This window comes from Rodentibacter ratti, from assembly GCF_002000485.1.
GTDB classification, from domain to species: Bacteria; Pseudomonadota; Gammaproteobacteria; order Enterobacterales; family Pasteurellaceae; genus Rodentibacter; species Rodentibacter ratti.
On the sequence record NZ_MLAJ01000010.1, the window covers coordinates 44,525 to 66,108 of the forward strand.

25 protein-coding genes and 1 tRNA gene are annotated in these 21,584 nt (G+C 40.0%); 11 read left to right on the forward strand and 15 right to left on the reverse strand.

The genetic code is table 11. The annotated features are described in order from the left end of the window. Positions 1–68: 68 nt before the first annotated feature. From yjgA to rapZ, 6 genes are all read left to right on the forward strand, one after another. Positions 69–605, forward strand: a complete 537-nt coding sequence (gene yjgA, locus BKG94_RS08360; RefSeq protein WP_077436134.1) for a ribosome biogenesis factor YjgA — start codon at positions 69–71, stop codon at positions 603–605. A gap of 102 nt (positions 606–707) precedes the next feature. Beyond that, positions 708–1,313, forward strand: a complete 606-nt coding sequence (gene lptC, locus BKG94_RS08365) for an LPS export ABC transporter periplasmic protein LptC (protein WP_077436136.1) — start codon at positions 708–710, stop codon at positions 1,311–1,313. Then, positions 1,294–1,809 (forward strand): lipopolysaccharide transport periplasmic protein LptA, encoded by a 516-nt coding sequence (gene lptA, locus BKG94_RS08370; protein WP_077436138.1) that lies wholly within the window; start codon positions 1,294–1,296, stop codon positions 1,807–1,809. The genes lptC and lptA overlap by 20 nt, the downstream gene beginning before the upstream one ends. 3 nt (positions 1,810–1,812) lie before the next feature. After that, positions 1,813–2,538, forward strand: a complete 726-nt coding sequence (lptB, locus tag BKG94_RS08375; protein ID WP_077436140.1) for an LPS export ABC transporter ATP-binding protein — start codon at positions 1,813–1,815, stop codon at positions 2,536–2,538. A 2-nt stretch (positions 2,539–2,540) separates the two neighbouring features. After that, the gene (ptsN, locus tag BKG94_RS08380; protein WP_077436142.1) at positions 2,541–3,044 is read left to right on the forward strand and encodes a PTS IIA-like nitrogen regulatory protein PtsN; all 504 of its coding nucleotides are present in this window, start codon (positions 2,541–2,543) and stop codon (positions 3,042–3,044) included. 17 nt (positions 3,045–3,061) lie between these two features. Further along, complete coding sequence (gene rapZ / locus BKG94_RS08385) at positions 3,062–3,919, forward strand: RNase adapter RapZ (protein ID WP_077436144.1); 858 nt, start codon at positions 3,062–3,064, stop codon at positions 3,917–3,919. 34 nt (positions 3,920–3,953) lie between these two features. On the opposite strand, the gene BKG94_RS08390 is transcribed toward rapZ, so the two are convergent. From BKG94_RS08390 to BKG94_RS08430, 9 genes are all read right to left on the reverse strand, one after another. Beyond that, positions 3,954–4,634: a M15 family metallopeptidase gene (locus BKG94_RS08390; RefSeq protein ID WP_077436146.1), complete on the reverse strand. Its 681-nt coding sequence runs from the start codon at positions 4,632–4,634 to the stop codon at positions 3,954–3,956. Next, on the reverse strand, positions 4,635–5,774 hold the full coding sequence (gene dapE, locus BKG94_RS08395; RefSeq protein ID WP_077436148.1) for a succinyl-diaminopimelate desuccinylase: 1,140 nt from the start codon (positions 5,772–5,774) through the stop codon (positions 4,635–4,637). A 27-nt stretch (positions 5,775–5,801) separates the two neighbouring features. Next, entirely contained in the window at positions 5,802–6,146 is a 345-nt protein-coding gene (locus BKG94_RS08400; protein WP_077436150.1) for an ArsC family reductase, read from the reverse strand. A gap of 10 nt (positions 6,147–6,156) precedes the next feature. Further along, positions 6,157–7,053, reverse strand: a complete 897-nt coding sequence (locus BKG94_RS08405) for an ADP-ribosylglycohydrolase family protein (protein WP_077436152.1) — start codon at positions 7,051–7,053, stop codon at positions 6,157–6,159. A 66-nt stretch (positions 7,054–7,119) separates the two neighbouring features. Next, on the reverse strand, positions 7,120–9,000 hold the full coding sequence (htpG, locus tag BKG94_RS08410) for a molecular chaperone HtpG (RefSeq protein ID WP_077436154.1): 1,881 nt from the start codon (positions 8,998–9,000) through the stop codon (positions 7,120–7,122). A gap of 124 nt (positions 9,001–9,124) precedes the next feature. Further along, positions 9,125–9,634: an opacity family porin gene (locus BKG94_RS08415; RefSeq protein ID WP_077436156.1), complete on the reverse strand. Its 510-nt coding sequence runs from the start codon at positions 9,632–9,634 to the stop codon at positions 9,125–9,127. Positions 9,635–9,683: 49 nt separating this feature from the next. Further along, on the reverse strand, positions 9,684–10,199 hold the full coding sequence (locus BKG94_RS08420; RefSeq protein ID WP_077436218.1) for a SprT family zinc-dependent metalloprotease: 516 nt from the start codon (positions 10,197–10,199) through the stop codon (positions 9,684–9,686). Positions 10,200–10,255: 56 nt separating this feature from the next. Then, positions 10,256–11,410, reverse strand: a complete 1,155-nt coding sequence (gene metK / locus BKG94_RS08425; protein ID WP_077436158.1) for a methionine adenosyltransferase — start codon at positions 11,408–11,410, stop codon at positions 10,256–10,258. Between the two features lie 71 nt (positions 11,411–11,481). Beyond that, on the reverse strand, positions 11,482–12,051 hold the full coding sequence (locus tag BKG94_RS08430; RefSeq protein ID WP_077436160.1) for an anthranilate synthase component II: 570 nt from the start codon (positions 12,049–12,051) through the stop codon (positions 11,482–11,484). A 56-nt stretch (positions 12,052–12,107) separates the two neighbouring features. On the opposite strand from BKG94_RS08430, the gene BKG94_RS08435 reads away from it, so the two are divergent. After that, positions 12,108–13,088: an aminodeoxychorismate synthase component I gene (locus tag BKG94_RS08435; protein ID WP_077436162.1), complete on the forward strand. Its 981-nt coding sequence runs from the start codon at positions 12,108–12,110 to the stop codon at positions 13,086–13,088. After that, positions 13,088–13,672 (forward strand): aminotransferase class IV family protein, encoded by a 585-nt coding sequence (locus BKG94_RS08440; protein WP_077436164.1) that lies wholly within the window; start codon positions 13,088–13,090, stop codon positions 13,670–13,672. Before BKG94_RS08435 ends, BKG94_RS08440 begins: the two co-directional genes overlap by 1 nt. Positions 13,673–13,740: 68 nt before the next feature. Here the strand turns inward: BKG94_RS08440 and BKG94_RS08445 are convergent, their stop codons facing one another. From BKG94_RS08445 to BKG94_RS08460, 4 genes are all read right to left on the reverse strand, one after another. After that, positions 13,741–14,346 carry a cation efflux transmembrane domain-containing protein gene (locus BKG94_RS08445; RefSeq protein WP_077436166.1) on the reverse strand — a complete coding sequence of 202 codons (606 nt, stop codon included), beginning with the start codon at positions 14,344–14,346 and terminating at the stop codon, positions 13,741–13,743. 22 nt (positions 14,347–14,368) lie between these two features. Next, complete coding sequence (gene rlmKL, locus BKG94_RS08450; protein ID WP_077436168.1) at positions 14,369–16,516, reverse strand: bifunctional 23S rRNA (guanine(2069)-N(7))-methyltransferase RlmK/23S rRNA (guanine(2445)-N(2))-methyltransferase RlmL; 2,148 nt, start codon at positions 16,514–16,516, stop codon at positions 14,369–14,371. Positions 16,517–16,642: 126 nt separating this feature from the next. Then, on the reverse strand, positions 16,643–17,611 hold the full coding sequence (gene znuA / locus BKG94_RS08455) for a zinc ABC transporter substrate-binding protein ZnuA (protein ID WP_077436170.1): 969 nt from the start codon (positions 17,609–17,611) through the stop codon (positions 16,643–16,645). A 185-nt stretch (positions 17,612–17,796) separates the two neighbouring features. After that, positions 17,797–18,129: a helix-turn-helix domain-containing protein gene (locus BKG94_RS08460; protein ID WP_077436172.1), complete on the reverse strand. Its 333-nt coding sequence runs from the start codon at positions 18,127–18,129 to the stop codon at positions 17,797–17,799. Positions 18,130–18,246: 117 nt separating this feature from the next. On the opposite strand from BKG94_RS08460, the gene BKG94_RS08465 reads away from it, so the two are divergent. Then, positions 18,247–18,729, forward strand: a complete 483-nt coding sequence (locus tag BKG94_RS08465; protein ID WP_077436174.1) for a DUF4410 domain-containing protein — start codon at positions 18,247–18,249, stop codon at positions 18,727–18,729. 12 nt (positions 18,730–18,741) lie between these two features. Next, entirely contained in the window at positions 18,742–19,296 is a 555-nt protein-coding gene (locus tag BKG94_RS08470) for a porin family protein (protein ID WP_077436176.1), read from the forward strand. A gap of 35 nt (positions 19,297–19,331) precedes the next feature. On the opposite strand, the gene tcdA is transcribed toward BKG94_RS08470, so the two are convergent. Together tcdA and mltA are read right to left on the reverse strand one after the other, a co-directional pair. Beyond that, on the reverse strand, positions 19,332–20,099 hold the full coding sequence (gene tcdA / locus BKG94_RS08475; protein WP_077436178.1) for a tRNA cyclic N6-threonylcarbamoyladenosine(37) synthase TcdA: 768 nt from the start codon (positions 20,097–20,099) through the stop codon (positions 19,332–19,334). After that, positions 20,099–21,226, reverse strand: coding sequence for a murein transglycosylase A (gene mltA / locus BKG94_RS08480; protein ID WP_077436180.1), 1,128 nt, complete (start codon positions 21,224–21,226; stop codon positions 20,099–20,101). The genes tcdA and mltA overlap by 1 nt, the downstream gene beginning before the upstream one ends. A gap of 195 nt (positions 21,227–21,421) precedes the next feature. On the opposite strand from mltA, the gene BKG94_RS08485 reads away from it, so the two are divergent. Then, positions 21,422–21,498, forward strand: a tRNA-Met gene (locus BKG94_RS08485). Positions 21,499–21,584: the final 86 nt, after the last annotated feature.

The following is a 21,584-nucleotide window of genomic DNA, read 5'->3' on the forward strand; positions in this document are numbered from 1 at the left end:
TTTTCGCATTTTATCTTATTTTCAAAGTTTATGCTAAAATGCGCCCTAAATTTCTAAGAAGGAATAACATGGCAAAAGGTAAGAAAAAAGAAGTATTTGATTGGGAAGATGAAGAACAGGAAGAAATCATTTGGGTAAGTAAAAGTGAAATCAAACGTGATGCTGAGGAATTAAAACAACTCGGCGAAAAGTTGGTGAACTTAACCAAAACCAATCTGACTAAAGTGCCACTTGACGATTCATTATTAGAAGCTGTTGAACTGGCACAACGTTTGCAAAAAGAAGCACGTCGTCGCCAGTTACAATATATCGGCAAATTATTACGTGGAATTGATGTCGAACCGATTCGCGATGCTTTAGATAAAATTGAAAATAAACATCACCAACAACAGGCGATGCTACAAAAATTGGAAATATTACGTGATAAGTTGGTCGAACAGGGAGATACAGCGCTCACCGATTTATTACATGACTATCCAACAGCGGATCGTCAGCAATTACGCAATTTAATTCGAGTGGCGCAGAAAGAAAAAGCACAAGATAAGCCTTTAAAGGCTTATCGTGAAATTTACCAAGTGTTGAAAGATCTTATTTTATCGGATTAAAACAACTTATTTTTGACCGCACTTGGTTTTGGAAGAAAACAGCTTCAGCGCCTAGACTTATGGTATGATCTTCCCCTATTTGAAACAGGATAAAATACTTTTATGAATATTCGTTGGAATATTATTCTTGGTGTTATGGCACTTTGCCTGCTTGGTTGGTATTATTCATTGAACCAAGACAACAGTGATTTACAAAGTTTGGTAAAAGCACCGGATAGCCCTGATTATATCGGACAAAAAATGGAAACCACCGTGTTTTCACCGGATGGTAAAAAGCAATATTTGGCGCTTTCAGACAAAGTCGAATATTTTAGCCAAAACGGAAAAACGAATTTTACCGCCCCCCTCGTTTATCTTTTTGATAGCGCAAGCGATAATCAAAAACAAAAAAACGAAACGGCGAAATTACTGGAATCACAAAGTTGGAAATTAAGTGCCCAAAAGGCTGTATTAACAAAAGACGAAATCCTTTATTTAGAAGGCAATGTTGTGGCAGAAAGCCTAGAACCGACTTCCCGACTCCAGCGAGTAGAAACACAATCAGCTGTCGTTAATTTAAAAACACAAGATATTACATCCGATACAATGGTAAAAATTAACGGACAAAATTTTCATTCCACCGGTTTAAAAATGGCGGGTAATTTACGCCAACAAGTGGCAACTTTAAAGGAACAGGTAAAAACATATTATGAAATTAGTAACCAGTAAGATTCTTCTCACCACGACATTGGCGATGGCCTCTTTTTCAGCTTTTGCCTTAAAAGACGACACTAATCAACCGATTAATATTGTTTCCGATAACCAATCTTTGGATATGGAAAACAGTGTGGTGACATTCACCGATAATGTGGTGATTACACAAGGTTCAATTCTGATTAAAGCAAATAAAGTCGTGATTACCCGTCCTCCTGAAAATTCCGGTAAAAAAGAAACCGTAGAGGCTTTCGGCACACCGGTAACGTTCCACCAATTATTAGACGATGGTAAACCGGTGGACGGTAAAGCAAATAAAGTCCATTATGATCTTGGTGCGGAATTTTTAACGCTGACAGGCAATGCGGAACTCAGACAACTTGATAGTAAAATAAATGGTGAACGCATTACTTACGATGTAAAAAAACAGCAATTAAAAGCAAACGGTGGTAAATCACGCGTTAAAACCGTGTTAATTCCGTCCCAATTACAGCAAAAAGGTAAAAAATAACCGATGTCCGTATTACATGCTGAATTTTTAGCTAAAAGCTATAAAAATCGTAAAGTTGTTTCTGATGTCAGCCTTACGGTTCATTCTAACGAAATCGTCGGGTTGTTAGGTCCGAACGGTGCCGGTAAAACGACCACATTCTATATGGTTGTAGGGCTTGTGCGCCAAGATCAGGGCAAAATTACGATTGACGGTGAAGATATTAGTTTATTACCGATGCACAATCGGGCGCAACGCGGTATCGGCTATCTCCCACAAGAGGCTTCTATTTTTCGCCGTTTAAGCGTTTATGATAACCTCATGGCAGTATTGGAAATACGCAAGGATCTCACCGCGGAGCAACGCCGTCAAAGAGCGGACGAATTAATTGAAGAATTTAATATCGGGCATATTCGCGATAGCCTTGGACAATCCCTTTCCGGTGGTGAACGCCGTCGTGTAGAAATTGCTCGAGCGCTTGCTGCCAATCCAAAATTTATTTTATTAGACGAGCCTTTTGCGGGGGTTGATCCTATTTCCGTGACGGACATTAAAAAGATCATTACCGATTTACGCAACCGTGGTCTAGGTGTTTTAATTACCGATCATAATGTCCGTGAAACCCTAGATGTTTGTGAACGGGCTTACATTGTCGGGAAAGGGCAAATTATCGCTACCGGTACACCGGAAGAAGTGATGAATGATGAACACGTCAAACGCGTGTATCTGGGCGAAGAATTTAAGTTATAAAGATGAAATTAACAGAACTCTTTCAGCCTGAAAATATTCGTCAAGGTGTCAGCTTTTCAAGTAAAAAGCGATTATTTGAATCCATTGCACATTTTATCGTAGAGCAATTACACTGTGAAAAAGGCGAGCAAGCCTGCTTTGAATGTCTGTTTGAACGTGAGAAACTGGGTAACTCGGGATTAGGCAACGGTGTGGCAATGCCAAAAGCAAAATTACCTGCTGAGGCAAGCGATAAAGCCCTAGCTGTGTTTCTTCAACTAGAAACTCCAATTGATTACGATGCACAAGATGGAAAACCTATAGATCTTGTTTTCGCTGTTCTTGTGCCGGAAAATCAGTGCCAAACTTATATTCCTGTGCTTTCCAATTTAACAGAGAAACTCACAGATAAAAATTTTCTCAAACAACTACGTTCTGCGAAAAGTGCGGATGAAATTTGGCAAGTTTTTGAAATTTCGGATCAAACTGCGGAAGTAGCCCAATCTTCTGCTGAAACCGAAACATAATATCACGAGGGAACCTTATGGAAATTATCATTATCAGCGGTCGCTCCGGAGCGGGAAAATCAGTGGCATTGCGCGCACTGGAAGATATGGGCTACTATTGTGTTGATAATCTTCCCCTTGATTTATTACCTCAACTCACAGAAATTTTAGCCAAAAATCAAACTGCTGTTGCAATTAGCCTTGATATCCGTAATTTACCCGAATCGACACAATCCCTTGAGCAAATTCTGGCGGACATTCAACGCCATTATGCCACCAAAATTATTTTTTTGGATTCCGATCGTAGCACACTCATTCGTCGATATAGTGATTCTCGTCGGCTTCACCCTCTTTCAGCCGATGATCTCTCCCTTGAAGCCGCCATTGATGCTGAACATCAACAATTAGAGCCATTGTTGCAACACGCAAGTTTTATTATTGATACCACCCATATTTCTACCCATACTCTAGCGGAAAAATTGCGTGAATTTTTACGGGGCAATACGGAAAAAGAATTAAAAATTATTGTAGAGTCCTTCGGTTTTAAATACGGTATTCCTCTTGATGCGGACTACGTATTTGATGTTCGTTTTTTGCCTAATCCGCACTGGGATCCGGAACTTCGCCCAATGACTGGGTTAGACGAACCTGTCGCCCGTTTTTTAAGTAGTCATGATGATGTCAATAATTTCATCTATCTCACCCGTAATTACATTGAAACATGGTTACCGATGTTAGAACAAAACAACCGCAGCTATTTAACTATTGCCATCGGCTGTACCGGAGGAAAACATCGTTCGGTGTACATTGCTCAACAACTTGGTGAATATTTCCAAGCTAAAGGGAAGAATGTGAAAATTCAGCATAAATCCTTAGAAAAAAATAAAAACAAATAGACAAAAAGTGCGGTTAAAATTAACCGCACTTTTGCTATACCATAAATTGTTCAAAAATTTGCTCTATATGCTTCCGCAAAATATCTTTCCCACCAATTTCCTCATTTTGCCAAGCGTGTAATAAAATCTCAGGCGAAAATTGCACCCTTGCCCGCTCCGCTAAAGGTAAATAGCTAATATGCCAAGGCTCACGTCCGATTTTTTTACCTATTGGTTGCTGCATAAAAGGAAGGGTAAAATCAAAGTGCGGTAGATTTTCAGCGAGAAATTCACTTAACTCAAAAAAATAGCCGCCTTTTTCATATTCCCAAGGTTCAAGCTGTAATGATTGCCCTTGTGGTAAAAGATCAGGATCGAAAATATCAATTTCCGTTCCCCAGTGATGACGACTTCCTCCCGGCAATGCCGACCAACGTAAAATAGCTTGGCATTTTTGCCAATCGTTCAATAGAGTTAAATCCAAACGAGAGCCTTCATCATCATGTACCTTTCGTTCACCGTTAAATTTACCATTCCAAATTAACTGCTGGCGTTGAAAATCTCGAAAGCTGCTTGCCGGCTGTAAATTAAAGCCATTTTCAACCGCACATTGCTGCAAACTTTGAAATGCCAGTAGCGCCTCTTTCTGCAAAAAATGGTTTGTCGAAAAAGGACAAGGCAAATTCACCAAATGTTCCCGTGATTTGCCTGTGAGCATTACCGTAGTTAGTTTCATTTATTTATCCTTATCCAAAAGATTTACAATCATTTGATAATAAACTTCCCCACACTTAGCCAAATCATCACAGCTGACAGATTCATTCACTTTATGAATAGTCACATTAAGCGGCCCAAACTCCACCACTTCAGCTCCCATTAACGCAATAAAGCGGCCATCAGACGTACCTCCACCGGTTTCAAGTTTCGGTGTAACACCTGTTATTTCTTGAATGCTATCTACCAACGCATTTACTAATTTACCCGGTTTGGTTAAAAATGGTTTACCTGAAAGATTCCATTCTATACGATAATTCAAACCATGTTTTTCTAGCATTTCCGCTACGTTTTGCTTAATCAGATCGTCGGTAATTTCCGTACAGTAGCGTAAATTAAATTGTACGTAAAGTTCACCCGGAATCACATTATTACTGCCGGTGCCTGACTGAATATTGGCTATTTGCAATCCTGTCGGTGGAAAAAATTCATTGCCGTTATCCCATCGATAAGTAGTGAGCTCTTTCAAAAATGGCAATGCTTTATGAATGGGATTATCCGCCAAATGAGGATAAGCAACATGTCCTTGAATACCTTGAATATACAAATTTCCGGTGATAGAACCACGGCGTCCGTTTTTTACCACATCACCCAAGATTTTTGAGCTAGAAGGTTCCCCCACCATACAGTAGGTAATGTTTTCTTCCCGTTCCATCAACGTTTCCACCACACGAACTGTGCCGTCTTTCGCCGCGGCCTCTTCATCGGAAGTAATCAATAAAGCGATAGTTCCTTGATGTTGCGGATTATTTTTTACATAGTTTTCCGCCGCAACTACCATTGCCGCTAAAGATCCTTTCATATCCGCAGCGCCCCGCCCATAAAGCATATCGCCGACAATTTCCGCAGAAAAAGGAGGATAACTCCATTGAGTTTCATCGCCAACAGGCACCACATCCGTATGACCGGCAAAGGCAATCACAGGTTCCCTCGTACCGTGCTTAGCCCAAAGATTTAAGGTATCGTTAAAAGGAAGCCATTCAATTTCAAACCCGAGTTTTGTCAAACGTTCCGCAATCAACTTTTGGCAGCCTTCGTCATTCGGGCTGATAGAAGGACGGCGAATTAATTCTTGTGCTAATTGCACGATCTTTTCTTTCATAAAAACACCTTAAATTTTAACCGCACTTTAGGCGAATGCCTTTTCATATTCTTTCACATCAAATCCGATTAATGCCTTTCCATCTTGCATAATAATCGGGCGTTTAATTAAAGTCGGATTTTCCGCTAATACACTAAGTGCGGTTGTTTTTGACAATGTTTTTTTCACCTCATCATCTAAATTCCGCCAAGTGGTACTGCGCTTGTTTACCAAATTTTCCCAACCGAATTGGGCTTCCGCCTGTTGTAAAAAATCCTTATCCAACCCATCCACACGATAATCATGCAATTTATGTTCAATATGGTGATCCGCCAACCATTTCAACGCCTTTTTCACCGTGTCGCAGTTTTTAATACCATAAATAACAATCACACTATACTCCTTACATTTTTAATAATTGCAATGTTAAATTTTCAATATCTTCTTTTCGATATAAACAGTCTAACCAATTTTTCGGGATATTTGTAACACCATAGTAAGCACCGGCAATCTGTCCACAAATTGAGGCATTCGAATCTGCATCATCTCCAAGGTTTGCTGCCATTAAAACCGCATCGCGGAAATTATCTGTATTCCAAAATGCCCAAAGTGCTACTTCTAAGCTGTCTATTACATATCCCACGCTTCCAACATCATCTGACTTTTTGTTCTTAAATCCCCCAAGACAAATTTCTGTTAGCTTATCAAATTGTAATGCATCTTCATTTTTAAATAATTGTTCTTTAGGAAGCCCTTGAAAAATACGCAAAATCAATTTAGAAAAATATAGACAAGATTGAATGGCTTCTGCTGTTGCATGAGTTGTTTTTGAACTTAATTCAGTATATTTAAAAACATCTTCAGGAGAACGGTGATAACGTAAAATTACAGGCATTAAACGCATTAACGAGCCATTACCGGAATATTTCGAATCTGTTCGGTGAGTATATGGATTACCTGTTTTTTTAAATTCACCTAACATAAATGCAACTTGCTTCCCAATACCAAAAGTATATGGAAGACTCGAATTTTTCCCTGTACTTGCCCATTCATAATAACGATTCATTTGATCCATGGGATCAAAATCCGGTTTAGACGTTAAACTTTCAGCTAAGCAAATTGCCATTGAAGTATCATCCGTCCAATGACCTTTAGGTAAACGAAACTTTCCACCACTCCTCATATCGTCTAACGCTTTAAAACTCCCTCTAGGGCAAAACTCTACAACTGAACCTAAAGCATCTCCACAAGCCAATCCTAAAAAACCACCTAACGCCCTATCTTCAATGCTAAACATCATGTATTCTCCTCAAAAATAAAAAATCCCTACTCAAACGAATAGGGATTTTAACCGAAACTCAGGTGATTAACCTAACAACTTATTCACTCGTTTAATAAAGGCTACCGGATTTTCTAAAGCGCCACGCTCGGCAAGCATCGCTTGTTCAAGCAATAATTCGATCCAGTCGGCAAATTGGGCTTCGTCTGCCATGTCAGCGACTTTTTTCACTAAATGATGTTCCGGATTAAGCTCAAAAGTATATTTCACTTCCGGTACAGGCTGACCTGCTGCGGCAAAGAGTTTTGCCATTTGGGTTGTCATTTGATCATTATCGGTAGAAACCACCGCCGGGGTGTCCGTTAAACGGTGGGTTAGGCGAACCGCTTTGACACGATCACCCAATAGGGTTTTCACACGATCCACAAAACTTTCAAAGGCTTTATCCTGCTCTTTTTGTTCCGCTTCCTCTTTATCCGCTAAATCACCCAAATCCAAATCCGCTTTGCTAATGGTTTGCAATGGTTTTCCGTCAAACTCGGTTAAGTAGCTCAACATCCATTCATCAATGCGATCGGATAATAATAAGACTTCAATACCTTTTTTGTTGAATAATTCCAAATGCGGGCTGTTTTTCGCCGCCACATAGCTATCTGCCGTGATGTAATAAATGGCTTTTTGCCCTTCTTTCATACGGGAAACATAGTCTTCCAAAGAAACAGTTTGCTCACTGCTGTCATGATGGGTGGAGGCAAAACGTAATAATTTCGCAATGGTTTCTTTGTTGCCAAAATCTTCCGCCGGACCTTCTTTCAACACGAGGCCAAATTCTTTCCAGAATTGTTGGTATTTTTCCCCATCGTCTTTCGCTAATTTTTCCAACATTTGGAGAGAGCGTTTGGTTAGGGCTTTACGTAATGCCACCGTGACTTTATTGTCTTGTAAAATTTCACGGGAAACGTTTAACGGTAAATCGTTACTATCAATTAAACCGCGCATAAAACGCAGATAATTCGGCATAAATTGTTCCGCATCATCCATAATAAACACACGTTGAACGTAGAGTTTCAAGCCATGTTTATGCTCACGATTAAATAAATCCCAAGGGGCTTTGGATGGCACATAAAGGAGGCTGGTGTATTCCTGATTACCTTCCACTTTGTTATGCGCCCATAAAAGCGGATCGGCAAAATCATGGCTTAAATGTTTATAAAATTCTTTATATTCCTCATCGGAGATCTCATTTTTACTGCGAGTCCAAAGCGCATCGGATTTATTAATTTTCTCCCATTTTTCACCGGTTTCTTTGCCTTCATCATCGTATTCTTTAGTCAGCATTTCCACCGGAAGACCGATATGATCGGAATATTTGCCAATCACCTCACGCAAACGCCATTCATTTAAGAATTCTTTTTCATCCTCACGCAAATGCAAAATCACATCTGTACCACGGGATTTTTTCTCAATGTCGGCAACCGAGTATTCCCCTTCTCCGGCAGATTCCCAAATCACACCTTTACCGGCATCTTCGCCTGCCGCTCGGGTTTTAACCGTCACTTTATCTGCCACAATAAAGGCAGAATAGAAGCCCACACCGAATTGACCGATAAGTTGGCTATCTTTGGCTTGGTCGCTGCCAAGGGCATTCAAAAACTCTTTAGTGCCGGATTTTGCAATCGTGCCTAAATGATCGATGATCTGCTCACGGGTCATCCCAATACCGTTATCGCTGATAGTTAATGTGCCTTTATCACTATCAAAGCTAATACGCACACGTAATTCTCCGTCATTTTCATAAAGCTCCGGATTGGAAAGCGCTTTAAAACGAAGCTTATCCGCCGCATCAGAGGCATTGGAAATCAGTTCACGCAGGAAAATTTCTTTATTGGAATATAAAGAATGAATCATTAATTGTAATAGTTGTTTGACTTCCGATTGGAAACCACGGGTTTCTTGATTTTGAGACATAGTTTTTCCTTATAAAATGAAATAAGTAAAAATTGAATGTCACAGATATAAGAATGAAAACAGAATTTTCAAGGGGAAAAAGAAAAAGAGCGGTTGATTTTACCGCTCTTTTAAGAAAGATAAACTAGAACTCGTAGCCTACGCCTACTTTTGCGCCATAGTTATTCACATTGGTGTCATCAAAACTACCTAAACGGTTATATTCAACACCGCCATTTGCATACCATTTTTCATCTAATTTATATTTGGCACCGGCAACAACCCCATAACCTACTTTAGTATCGGAAGAACTTTTATAAGGTTGGTCTGCACGGTTATCATATTTAAATTTATTCGCGGCTACACGTGCACCAACATAAGGTTGTACATTCGAATCCACATCAAAATCATATAATACGGAAGCGCCAATACCTTGAATTTTCGCCCCTTCAATTTTACCATGATGAGTGTAATCCCCTGCGACACGCACGTTACCTAATTTATAACCCACTGCTACTCGAGGTTCTATTTTCGTTTTACTGCTACCATTTGCTTTTGTTTTTGAGACACCAATATCGCCTTCAGCATAAACACCGGCATTTGCGGTTGAAACAATAGCAAAAGCACCTAAAACGATTAATAATGATTTTTTCATGGAAAGCTCCTTCATTTAATTGCAAATTAACGCTCAGAATATAGCATAGCTATGCTTTATTTTCACCGATAAAAACCAATTTCCCTTTACACTTTCGGCATAAATATTCCACGCCTTCTTTTAAAATTCGATTATGGCGGCGAACACTCAAAGAATGAGTTCGGCAAGAACAACGATATTCAAAGGTTTTCCCTTGAACATTTTGCACATCAAATTGATGACAAGTATCCGCAGGTAAATGAAAAACCTCATTCATCACCCCCTGCCATTCTCTGCCATGGGGCTTCACCCTTCCGAATACCTGATACACAATTAAATGCGCTAATTCATGGGGAACAACTTGATGAATAAATTCTTGTGTATTTTCAAGCAATAAAGTGCGGTTAAATTGGATTTCGTTTTTTTGTAAATACGCCACCCCGGCTTTCACCCCTCGCAAATCATAATTTATCGTTGGCATGGGAAAGGCACGTTTAAAATAATCTTCTGCAAGACGCAAAGATTCGACAAGTTTACGCTGAACCTGCATTTTTAAATGACGGAATTGAGTTTGTGATGAAAGCATAAAACTGAAAAAATAAAAACCGCCAAAAATAGCGGTTTTAATCATTTATAATAGGATTATTTCAACCCTGCCGCTGCACGCAATTCTTCTACACGATCCACTTTTTCCCATGGGAATTGCTCACGGCCAAAATGACCATAAGCGGCAGTTTCACGATAAATTGGTTTAATTAAATCAAGCATTTTAATTAAACCATAAGGGCGTAAATCAAAGAATTCACGTACTAATGCCACCAATAATTCATTGGCGACTTTACCCGTACCAAAGGTTTCCACCATAATAGAAGTCGGTTCTGCCACGCCAATAGCATAAGAAAGTTGAATTTCACAGCGATCTGCCAAACCGGCTGCCACAATATTTTTCGCCACATAACGTGCTGCATACGCCGCAGAACGATCCACTTTTGACGGATCTTTACCGGAGAACGCACCTCCGCCATGACGAGCCGCACCACCGTAAGTATCCACAATAATTTTACGACCGGTTAAACCGCAGTCCCCCATTGGCCCACCAATCACAAAGCGTCCCGTCGGATTAATAAAGAATTTGGTGTCTTTTGAAAGCCATTCACTTGGCAATACCGGTTTGATGATTTCTTCCATCACCCCTTCGTGAAGATCTTTTTGATTGATGTCTTCTGAATGCTGAGTAGAAAGTACGACCGCATCCACACCCACAATTTTGTTATCTTCGTATTTTAATGTGACTTGGCTTTTCGCATCAGGGCGTAACCAGGCTAATTTACCGCTTTTACGCACTTCCGCTTGTTTTTGCATCAAACGATGGGCATAAGTAATGGCAGCCGGCATAAACACTTCCGTTTCATTAGTGGCATAACCGAACATAATCCCTTGGTCGCCAGCCCCTTGATCTAATGGGTTTTCACGATCCACACCTTGGTTAATATCCGCAGACTGTTTACCAATGGCATTTAATACCGCACAAGAATGGCCGTCAAAGCCCATATCGGAATGTTCATAACCAATATCACAAATCACTTTTCGGGTGAGATTTTCAATATCCACCCAAGCCGATGTAGTAATTTCACCGCCCACTAATGCCATACCTGTTTTCACATAGGTTTCACAGGCAACACGGGCTTTGGGATCTTGTTTTAAAATTTCATCAAGTACCGCATCAGAAATCTGATCGGCAATTTTATCCGGATGTCCCTCAGACACAGATTCCGAGGTAAATAAATAACTAGACATAATCTTCTCTTTTAGATGTATTGACGTATAGACGGCTATAATACGAATTTTAGATGAAGAATCAAGCACTATTATGGGGTAATATTTAACCAATTTCTCAAAATTTGCTCACCATATTCCGACATATAGGATTCCGGATGAAACTGAACACCATAAATCGGTAAAAATTTATGCTGCATTGCCATCATCACATTCTCATCACAAACTGCAGTGATCACTAATTCTTCGGGAAAATGTTCAGCCTGTACCGCCCAAGAATGGTATAACCCAATATCAAATTCCACCGGCAAGCCCAAAAACAACGGTGAATTTGACCGCACTTTTAACCGCCGTTTTTGCCCATGGCGAACTTGTTTTAGGTTATAAAGCCTTCCACCAAAAAACTCACACAAGGTTTGATGCCCCAAACAGACTCCAAGAATGGATTTTTGCTGATGATAACGTGCCAACATCGCAAAAAGTTGAGGGTAAGCCCTTGGCACATCCGGCCCCGGCGAAATTAAAAGATGGCTATAAAATTCAGGCGTGTTTTCCTGCAAATCTTCCACATTGACCACCTCAAAAGACACCCCAAGGCGGCGAACAAGCTCTACTAAATTGAAGGTAAAAGAGTCGTGATTATCAATAATAAGTAATTTCATAACTGCTTGGCTTTCGTTATAATCGGGCAATTTTACGCTAAATTAGAAATAGCACAATGCAACATTTTATCCAGCAAGCCAATCAGTATGGGGCACAATCTCTGCCTTTCTTTTTTTTAATTGATTTTGAACAACAAAAACCGTTAATTTTTCCTTTAGAAGAAGCCGCAAACCAAGGCATTTATTTTGATATTCAAGGTAAAACCAATTATATCGGTCAAGCCCACCAAGCCGCCTCGATTGAAAAACATCCCGTTTCCTTTGCTCAATATCAGCAAAGTTTTGACCTTGTGCAACAGCAATTACAACAAGGAAACTCCTATTTATTAAATTTAACCTATCCTACTGAAATTACAGGGAATATTGATTTTGAATCCCTTTTCAATCAAGCCACCGCTCCTTATAAATTGTGGCTAAAAAATCAATTTGTTTGCTTTTCGCCAGAATGTTTTATCCATATTCAAGATAACAAAATTTTCACTTATCCTATGAAAGGCACAATCAATGCCGCTGTACCTGATGCTGAAAACCGATTGTTAAATGATGAAAAAGAACAACGTGAACACTACACCATTGTGGATTTAATGCGCAATGATCTCGCCATGGTGGCGAGCAATATTCAGGTAACAAAATTTCGTTATGTGGATCACATTGCCACACAAAAAGGCGAGATTTTGCAGACAAGTTCCGAGATTTGTGGTGAACTTGATGAAACATGGCAAAAAAATATTGGTGATATGCTTGCCACTTTATTGCCGGCTGGCTCGATTAGCGGCGCACCAAAAGAAAAAACAGTACAAATTATTCAACAAGCGGAACGCCAACCCCGAGGTTATTACACTGGTATTTTTGGCCTTTTTGATGGTAAAAACCTACAAAGTGCAGTGGCCATTCGCTTTATCTCTCAAGTGAGTGAGAAATATTATTTTCACAGCGGTGGCGGCATTACCATTCAAAGCCGTTTGGAAGACGAATATCAAGAATTACTCGAAAAAGTCTATTTACCCGCTTTTTGTCGAAACGAGGAGAAAAACTAATGTTTCCTCTGTTTGAAACCCTTGCCATTGAACAGGGCAACATTCAAAACATTGAATATCATCAAGCCCGTTATGAGCAAAGCTTGCGACAATTCTACGGCAAAAGTGCGGTCAAAATTTTCAATCTTTTTGAGCTAATCCAAGTGCCACACCATTTACAAAATCAACTGGTGCGTTGCCGCATTGATTACAATGCGGAAACCACACAAATTCAATATTTTGAATATCAGCGAAAAACCTACCGCACTTTTCAACCCATTGTTTGTGATGAAATTGATTACAGCCTGAAATATGCCAATCGGGATTTGCTTAATTCTCTTTTAGCCCAACGGGGAAAATGTGATGAGATTATGATTATTAAAAATGGAAAAGTGACGGATTGCTCTATCGGTAATCTTATTTTCCGTCAAGGCAATCAATGGCTCACGCCTGATACGCCATTATTAGCCGGCACTCAACGGAAAAAATTATTACAGCAAGGCAAAATTAGAGAAGCCACAATTTATGCGCAAGATATTGAAAAATTTGATGAAATAAGGATCATTAATGCGATGAATGGGTTGTCAGCTATTTTATATCCATAGAGTGTATCATTCACCCAATGTAAGAAATATTTTTTATTCATGAAACAATATTTCACAACCCTCGATTGCTATTTTAATTCCCCCAAAGCTTGTAAGATAATCGCTTTAGACGCTTGAATCGCAAGAAATGAGAGGATAAAAGCAACAACTAAATCAGGGTATTTGGATTGTGTAAAATAAACCACTACACCTGCCAAAATAACCACCAGATTCCCCATTGCATCATTTCTTGCACAAAGCCAAACACCACGCATATTACTATCTCCTTCTCGGAAACGGTAGAGAACCCACATCGCAACAAGGTTAGTCAATAATGCAAGGGAGCCAACAATACTCATTTGACTATAGTGAGGAATTTCGCCATAGAACCAACGGTATATCGTAGTAAAAAGAATGAACATACCGAATCCCCCCATTGTTACCCCTTTTACTAGAGAGGCTTTGGCACGATGAATCAACGCCATAGGTAGAACATATAGACTGATTAAATAATTGGCGCTATCTCCAAAAAAATCTAAGCTATCAGATAATAATGACGTTGATCTTGATGTTATACTTATGAGAATTTCCACAAAAAACATTGCGAAATTTAGCCCAAAGGCAATCCATAGAGCTTTACGGTATTCTGAAGAGATGTGAACAGGTGTTGAATGACAACAGTTTGAGCATGACATTGTAATCTCCGTGAATTTAGAATTATCTAGCGTAGTTTTTCTCAGTAACCAACCAACAATTATGAATTTGTTTGTTGCGTTCAAAATCAAGCGGCAAAGTTTTATGAGAAATTTCCACCGCACTTAGCCCTAATGCGTCCAACCCTGCAAAATCCATTTTAAATCCTCGTTTATTGTTGGAAAAAACGATAGTGCCGCCCTGACGTAAAATACGTTTTAAATTTGCCATTAATTTGATGTGATCACGCTGAACATCCCAACTGGCTTCCATTCGTTTTGAGTTGGAAAAAGTAGGCGGATCCACAAAAATTAAATTAAACTGGCGATCACATTTCTCCAACCATTGCAAACAATCCGCTTGGATTAATTTATGTTGCTTGCCTTCAAGATCGTTGAGAATCAGGTTTTGTTCCGCCCAGTTGAGGTAAGTGTTCGACATATCCACCGTAGTGGTGGATTTTGCCCCGCCCAATGCGGCGTGAACGGTGGCAGAGCCCGTATAGGCAAACAAATTCAGGAAGTCTTTCCCTTTCGCTAACTCCCCCACCATTTTTCGGGTGAGGCGATGATCTAAAAATAGCCCGGTGTCCAAATAATCCGTTAAATTGACCCAAAGTTGTGCACCGTATTCATTCACATAAAAATACTCGCCTTTATTGGCTAATTTTTCATATTGATTCGTCCCTTTTTGTTTTTGACGGACTTTTAAAATCAGTTTGTTGGTTTCTACGCCGGTCACATTCAACGTTGCCGTCACGGCATCCAACAAACGTTGGCGGGCTTTATTTTCATCAATATTTTTAGGCGCAGCGTATTCTTGCACCACAATGTGATCGGCATAACGATCCACCGCCAAATTATATTCCGGCAAATCCGCATCATAAAGACGATAGGCATCTAACCCTTGCTGTTTCGCCCATTTTTCAATTTTCTTGATATTCTTTTGTAAACGATTGGCAAAATCTACTGCCACCTCTGAAGTGCAGTTAAATTCAAGGGAATTTTCCACCGCACTTTGTTCGCTAATCCGAGCGGAAATCTGATAATTTTTCTGAACACAATCCAGCGGTCCATTTTTTGCCTTGAATTGACGGTTTGCCCGCATTCTCAAACAATCCAGCAATGTAGATTCACTACTAAAAATCGAGGCATTCCAACCGCCAAAGGCTTTTTTCAAACGTTGTCCAAATACAGAGTAAAGGGCAATCAACGCCGGTGTCGTGCCTAAACGCTCGCCATAAGGCGGATTACAAATCACCGTGCCGACTTCATTCGGCGTTGGGTTGGTGAGTGCCGCCACATCACCTTGCTGCCATTTAATCAAGTGAGCAACACCGGCATTTTTCGCATTGTGTTGGGCTTTTTTTAACACACGATGATCGAGGTCAAAGCCATAAAAGTGCGGTTGAATTTTGCCTTGTTTTTCCTCCGCTGAAGCGATGGCTTCACTTTTTACTTTTTCCCAAACCGTTTGATTATGCCCTTTCCAAAAATCAAAACCCCAATGTAAACGATACAATTGAGGGGCAATATGGGCTTCCATTTGTGCCGCTTCAATTAATAATGTGCCTGAGCCACACATGGGATCGACCAACGGCGTACCGACTTGCCAACCGGAACGCAACACAATCGCCGCTGCTAAGGTTTCACGCAAAGGCGCTTGACCGGTATCTTCACGATAGCCCCGTAAATGTAAGGCTTCGCCACTCAGATCTAAAGAAATCACTAATTCTTCACGATTCAAATAAGCATGAATACGCACATCCGGTTGCATTTTATCCACATTCGGACGGGCTTTGCCTTGGCGTTCAAAGTAATCCACAATGCCGTCTTTCACCCGCATTGCACCAAATTGAGTATGGCGAATCTCTTGGTTGGTACCGTTGAAATCCACAAAAAAGGTCACTCGCTCATCAAAGTGGGCAAGCCAATTAAAGGCAGAAACCGCCGCATAGAGATCTAAATCACTGTAAATTTTGGTTTCAATTAAAGGCAATAAAATACGTGAGGCAAGGCGCGACCAAAGCAAGGTGCGATAAAGGGTTTCCTCATCGGCTTGGAAATGTACCCCGCCTTGTACGACTTTGGCATCAAGGGCACCGAGTTCTGTCAGCTCAACTTTTAGCAGTTCTTCAAAGCCACGAGAGGTTGTGGCGAATAGTTGTTTCATTTAGGCTCTCAAGAAAAAAATTTTGCCGATTATAGCATAAGTTTCCATTCAAATTAGGTGAGTATGGATTTCAAAAACAAAAAATGGCGGGTTTCGGTTTCCCCACCATTGATCAAAACATCACAATTATTTACTCAAACACTGCGCATAACTATCTGCCGTTGCCTGAAGGAAATTTGCGTAGGAATTTGCCCCTAACGCTACCTCATCACCAATGGGATCTAAACGTCCCACATTCACCGAAGTGCCTTTTGCCAGAGATTCAATCACTTTCGGGGTAAATTGTGGTTCTGCAAACAAGCAATTTACATGATGTTCAGCGATCTCTTCTTTAATATGTGCAAGCGTTTTCGCACCGGGTGCAACCAATGGATTAATGGTGAAATAGCCGGTTTGTTTTAAACCGTAGGCATCATTGAAATAACCGTAGGCATCGTGGAAAACAAAGAAACCTTTTTCTTTAAAAGGGGCGAGTTGGGCTTTAATTTTATCGCTTTGTTCCGCCAAAGTGCGGTTGAAATCCGCAAGGTTTTTCTCAATCAACGCTTTTTTAGCCGGGAATTGTAGAATAAGTTTATCCGCCACTTTTTGTGCCACAATTTGGCTAATTGCCGGTGAGTACCAAACGTGCCAGTTGGTGCTTAATCCTTCGTGATTTTCATGATCGTGATCATGTTCATGCCCACTTTTGTGTTCGTGTTTATGGTCATGTTTGTGATCGTGCTCGCCCTCTTCATGGAAATGTTCGTGATGGGCTTGGGTTAATAGGGGTTTAACCTCAGCGAGATCAGCAATGGTAATCACTTTTTGGCGATCAATTTGGTTTATCGGTTTTTCTAAAAATGAATCAACGTCTTCACCCACCCACAATACCAAATCCGCCGATTTCACTTTTTGAATATCAGATAACTTTAAACTGTAGTCATGGGGAGAAGCACCTGTCGGTACAAGTATCTGCGTATCGGTTATGCCATTCGCAACGGCTGAAGCAATAAAACCAAGGGGTTTTACTGATGCCAATACATCTGCATTCGCCATCATTGGAAGGCTGAAAAGTGCGGTTGAAATAGCGCTCATTTTTAATATTTTCTTCATTTTGTCTCCTCAATTGTTAATAATGATTCTCAAATAGACGTAAAAGCCTACACTTTTAAAAATAAATTGCAATGATTTTAGTAAGGAAGCTTAATGAAAGTTTTCACTAAAAAAAACTAGAGTGGACTTAATTATACCTTCGTCAAGAATATGAATTACTATATGCACAGAGAAAAGCCATAAGTCTAATAATTTTTCATATTCACGATCTGTTGCATCAATTGTTTAAAATGTTGTTGCATATCACTAGGGAGTTGGGAGAATAACACTTCTATTGATACGGTATCGTCTTTACGCAAAGCACCATCATCATCAAGATTTTCTGCTAATAAAAAAATATCCGATACCCGGCAATCAAATGCTTTAGCTAAATAGTCAAGTATTGCTGGACTATACCCTTGATTTCCATTTTCCAAATTAGAAATATTACCTTTTGAGGTATTGGAAAAATCAGCTAACTGTTGCTGGGTCCAACCTTTCTTTTTACGTAAAAAACGAATTGCGTGATGTATTTTCATGACCACATAGTAAGAAAATAAAATATTAATAAATATTTTTTTACGATCTTATTGATAAAAAAGTATTGTTATGCAATACTTTGTTTTGTATTACTGTTCAAACTTAAGGAATTAATCATGAAAAAACTACTTCTTGCTATTTCTGCGAGTTTCTTACTCGCTGCTTGTTCAACCACGACAAGTATCTCAAATCTCCCTACATCCCCCCAGTTATATCAAACATACAAAATCAATGATGTATCCAATCAAAATGTAGATAAAAGAATCAGACAAATATTCATGGATACATTAAAAAAACGTCTGACCGACTTAGGTTATCAGCAAGGCAATGACCTAACCATTAACTACAATATTCAACTTTATGATCAAGGTAACCGTGCATTGCGTTATTTTGTCGGCTTTGGAGCCGGAAAAGCAGAGGCTACCATTCTGACAACAATTAAAAGTAAATCGGGAAAAAACATTGGCAACATTAAAACAAACGCTGATTTAAAAATAGGATTTTTTGGCGGAAACGCTGAGCAAATTATTGAAAACGCTGCCGTGGATGTAGCAAATGAAATTTGGAAAAGTAATTTATTAAAAAACAACAAAAAGTAGAAGGAAAATCTAATGAAAAAACTTATCATCACAACACTACTTGTACTACCTGTCGCAGCTTCAGCTGTAGATAATTTCACCGGTTGGCATATTGGCGGTGAGCTAAGTACAGCCAAATACAATATGACCGGTACAACAAAGGGTTCGGGTTCTCAGGGTGCAGGGGTGGCTATTATAGGAGGCTACGGATTTGATTTCGGTCATAATTTTGTCGGTATTATTGAAGGTAAATTTAAAATAAGTAATGCCAAAATTACTGATGAAGATGATGAAACATTCAAAGAAAAATATCAGGCTTCAATTGCTTATTTACAAGGATATCGTATTACTGAAAATATTATGCCTTATATTAAAGTTGGAGGCTCAGTCTCTCAAATAGATTACTCCAGCGACAAATATGAAGGTGTCGGTGTCCGAGGCATTGATTATGGTCTTGGCGTTAAGTTTACGATTGATAAAAATTTAGCAATGGGCATCGATTTTACCCGCCACAATTTAGGCGGTGAGGATGATTCTGTTAAATTCAAAGGCAACCGATTTGCTCTAAATCTATCTTACCAGTTCTAATTGAGGAAAATATAAAATGGACAATTTGCCCATTTTTACCTCTTATCCAAAATCTTATCAATCACCCTCGAAACGGCAAAAAAACCAAAGGTTGCGGTAATCATTGTGGCTGCGCCAAAGCCGCTTGCACAATTCATTGTAGCGGACATGGCACAGCCTTCGCCCATTTGAGGGAAAATCAGCGGTTGTGTGGAAAATACCGCATCAACGCCGAATTTGCGCTGTGGGTTTTGGGTAAAATTAAAATCCTTGCGTAAAACCGACCGCACTTTTGCCAATAGGGGATCTTGAATGGTTCGGCTTAAATCGGCAATTTGAATTTGTGTAGGATCTGTTTGACCACCGGCGCCGCCCACGGTGATAATTTTGATTTTATTGCGTTTGCAATAAGCGATCATTGCCGCCTTGGTTTTAACGTTATCAATGGCATCAATCACATAATCATATCCACGATTGAGATAGTCCGCCTGATTATCCGGTGAAATAAAATCATCAATGATATTGACGGTACATTCGGGATTAATCAATTTTACCCGCTCCGCCATCACTTCCGTTTTAAGTTTGCCAATATTGCCGCTTAATGCCGGAAGTTGGCGGTTGATATTGGTGACGCAAATATCGTCCATATCAATTAACGTCAGCTGTCCGACACCGGAACGGGCTAACGCCTCCACCACCCACGAGCCTACACCGCCAATGCCGATAACACAAATATGCGCTTGGCGAAGGCGTGCTAATCCCTCAGGGGTATAAAGCCGCCCAATACCGCCAAAACGCTGTTCGTAGTTATCCACACGAGCCATTATTGTAATACCCAAACACGACCATAATGTTTTGAAAGTCCGGCAATATGCCCTGCTTGATCACCAATGCCACGATATAAATCAAAGTGATGGCCGTTTACTGCGCCGCCCACATCTAATGCCACCATTAAATGTAATTTATGCGATCCTTTCCAGTTACCGTTATTATCAATATCCGGTACTTCCACCAATAACACAGAACCTGACGGGATCACGTTACGATCTGATGCTACTGCCGCCATTGGCACAAGGGGAACGCCGGCAGAACCTTTTACTTTTCCACTTGGATCGTTTTTAAAGAATACATAGGATGGGTTACGCTCTAATAATCCCTGCACTCGTGAAGGATTTGCTTTTCCCCAATCACGAATAGCCTGAATTGACATTTTCTCTTTTGGAATCTCACCATCTTCCACCAACAAACGCCCTACCGCTTGGTATTTAAAGCCATTTTGTCCGGCATAGGCAAAATAATTCAAGTTGCCGTTACCAAAATCCACATAACCACTTCCCTGCACACCAAGCAAGAAGTTATCAAGCATTGAATCACTATAAGCCAATTCTAAACCTTGCCCTTCCAATGCCCCCGCATAGATTTGCGCACGAGAAAAACGTTTATAGGTTGGCATGGAATAAATTGGGTGCTGATATTTCCCTTGCGGTGTACGACGGGCGTGAATGACTGGAGAATAATAGCCTGTCATCAACACGTTTTGATAACCATCAAAGCCTTTCATTATTTGAGGAGAAATACCGTATTGGGACAACTCGCTCACATTTGCACCTGCAAGCACCCAATTGGTGATTTTTTGATAATTGCCATAAAAACGATCGGACAATCTGCCGGAATAAGCTTTGACATTAGAAAGTTGCGTTAAAAAATCCCCTTGATTGATGATCGCACTTTGATTTTCAACACGAGAAACCGGCGATAAAATAGGTTGCTGATAGTTGCGACCGCTGTATTTTGCACCAAATTTTTGAGGATCATCGCCCGTAGGGGTAAGAACGGGAGCTCTTCCTTTATTTGATGCTGTTTTATTGGATGAACCGCCACAAGCCACCAAAATTGATACGGCCGCTAAAATAGAGAAAACTTTAATACCGAGATTTTTACGAAATTTCATATTTTAATTCCTAAATAAAAAACAAATTTTTATGAAGTTGCATACGCTATCAAAAATTATCTAAAATCACTAGCACTATTTCCTCAATAGTGTTTAATTTATATTCATTTTGATTATTTTAATAACAAACGAAACATAAACTTTTGTTTAAGACTTGCAAAATTTCTTGAATGGCGTATAGTACGCCCCATCAGACGCGGGGTGGAGCAGCTTGGTAGCTCGTCGGGCTCATAACCCGAAGGCCGTCGGTTCAAATCCGGCCCCCGCAACCAGATTTTAAAGCATCGATTTTGTCGGTGCTTTTTTCATATATATCATCGGTAAAAAGCATTTTTCCTCAATGGGGGAAAAATGCTTT

Excerpts from the sequence above, each read along its gene's own strand:
- htpG (WP_077436154.1), bottom strand. The coding sequence starts at position 9,000 with ATGTCTCAAAATCAAGAAACCCGTGGTTTCCAATCGGAAGTCAAACAA.
- BKG94_RS08390 (WP_077436146.1), bottom strand. The coding sequence starts at position 4,634 with ATGAAACTAACTACGGTAATGCTCACAGGCAAATCACGGGAACATTTG.
- znuA (WP_077436170.1), bottom strand. The coding sequence starts at position 17,611 with ATGAAGAAAATATTAAAAATGAGCGCTATTTCAACCGCACTTTTCAGC.
- metK (WP_077436158.1), bottom strand. The coding sequence starts at position 11,410 with ATGTCTAGTTATTTATTTACCTCGGAATCTGTGTCTGAGGGACATCCG.
- BKG94_RS08415 (WP_077436156.1), bottom strand. The coding sequence starts at position 9,634 with ATGAAAAAATCATTATTAATCGTTTTAGGTGCTTTTGCTATTGTTTCA.
- BKG94_RS08465 (WP_077436174.1), top strand. The coding sequence starts at position 18,247 with ATGAAAAAACTACTTCTTGCTATTTCTGCGAGTTTCTTACTCGCTGCT.
- dapE (WP_077436148.1), bottom strand. The coding sequence starts at position 5,774 with ATGAAAGAAAAGATCGTGCAATTAGCACAAGAATTAATTCGCCGTCCT.
- rapZ (WP_077436144.1), top strand. The coding sequence starts at position 3,062 with ATGGAAATTATCATTATCAGCGGTCGCTCCGGAGCGGGAAAATCAGTG.
- lptA (WP_077436138.1), top strand. The coding sequence starts at position 1,294 with ATGAAATTAGTAACCAGTAAGATTCTTCTCACCACGACATTGGCGATG.
- rlmKL (WP_077436168.1), bottom strand. The coding sequence starts at position 16,516 with ATGAAACAACTATTCGCCACAACCTCTCGTGGCTTTGAAGAACTGCTA.
- BKG94_RS08440 (WP_077436164.1), top strand. The coding sequence starts at position 13,088 with ATGTTTCCTCTGTTTGAAACCCTTGCCATTGAACAGGGCAACATTCAA.
- lptC (WP_077436136.1), top strand. The coding sequence starts at position 708 with ATGAATATTCGTTGGAATATTATTCTTGGTGTTATGGCACTTTGCCTG.
- BKG94_RS08445 (WP_077436166.1), bottom strand. The coding sequence starts at position 14,346 with ATGTCATGCTCAAACTGTTGTCATTCAACACCTGTTCACATCTCTTCA.
- BKG94_RS08470 (WP_077436176.1), top strand. The coding sequence starts at position 18,742 with ATGAAAAAACTTATCATCACAACACTACTTGTACTACCTGTCGCAGCT.
- mltA (WP_077436180.1), bottom strand. The coding sequence starts at position 21,226 with ATGAAATTTCGTAAAAATCTCGGTATTAAAGTTTTCTCTATTTTAGCG.
- lptB (WP_077436140.1), top strand. The coding sequence starts at position 1,813 with ATGTCCGTATTACATGCTGAATTTTTAGCTAAAAGCTATAAAAATCGT.
- BKG94_RS08435 (WP_077436162.1), top strand. The coding sequence starts at position 12,108 with ATGCAACATTTTATCCAGCAAGCCAATCAGTATGGGGCACAATCTCTG.
- BKG94_RS08460 (WP_077436172.1), bottom strand. The coding sequence starts at position 18,129 with ATGAAAATACATCACGCAATTCGTTTTTTACGTAAAAAGAAAGGTTGG.
- BKG94_RS08420 (WP_077436218.1), bottom strand. The coding sequence starts at position 10,199 with ATGCTTTCATCACAAACTCAATTCCGTCATTTAAAAATGCAGGTTCAG.
- BKG94_RS08430 (WP_077436160.1), bottom strand. The coding sequence starts at position 12,051 with ATGAAATTACTTATTATTGATAATCACGACTCTTTTACCTTCAATTTA.
- BKG94_RS08405 (WP_077436152.1), bottom strand. The coding sequence starts at position 7,053 with ATGATGTTTAGCATTGAAGATAGGGCGTTAGGTGGTTTTTTAGGATTG.
- tcdA (WP_077436178.1), bottom strand. The coding sequence starts at position 20,099 with ATGGCTCGTGTGGATAACTACGAACAGCGTTTTGGCGGTATTGGGCGG.
- yjgA (WP_077436134.1), top strand. The coding sequence starts at position 69 with ATGGCAAAAGGTAAGAAAAAAGAAGTATTTGATTGGGAAGATGAAGAA.
- ptsN (WP_077436142.1), top strand. The coding sequence starts at position 2,541 with ATGAAATTAACAGAACTCTTTCAGCCTGAAAATATTCGTCAAGGTGTC.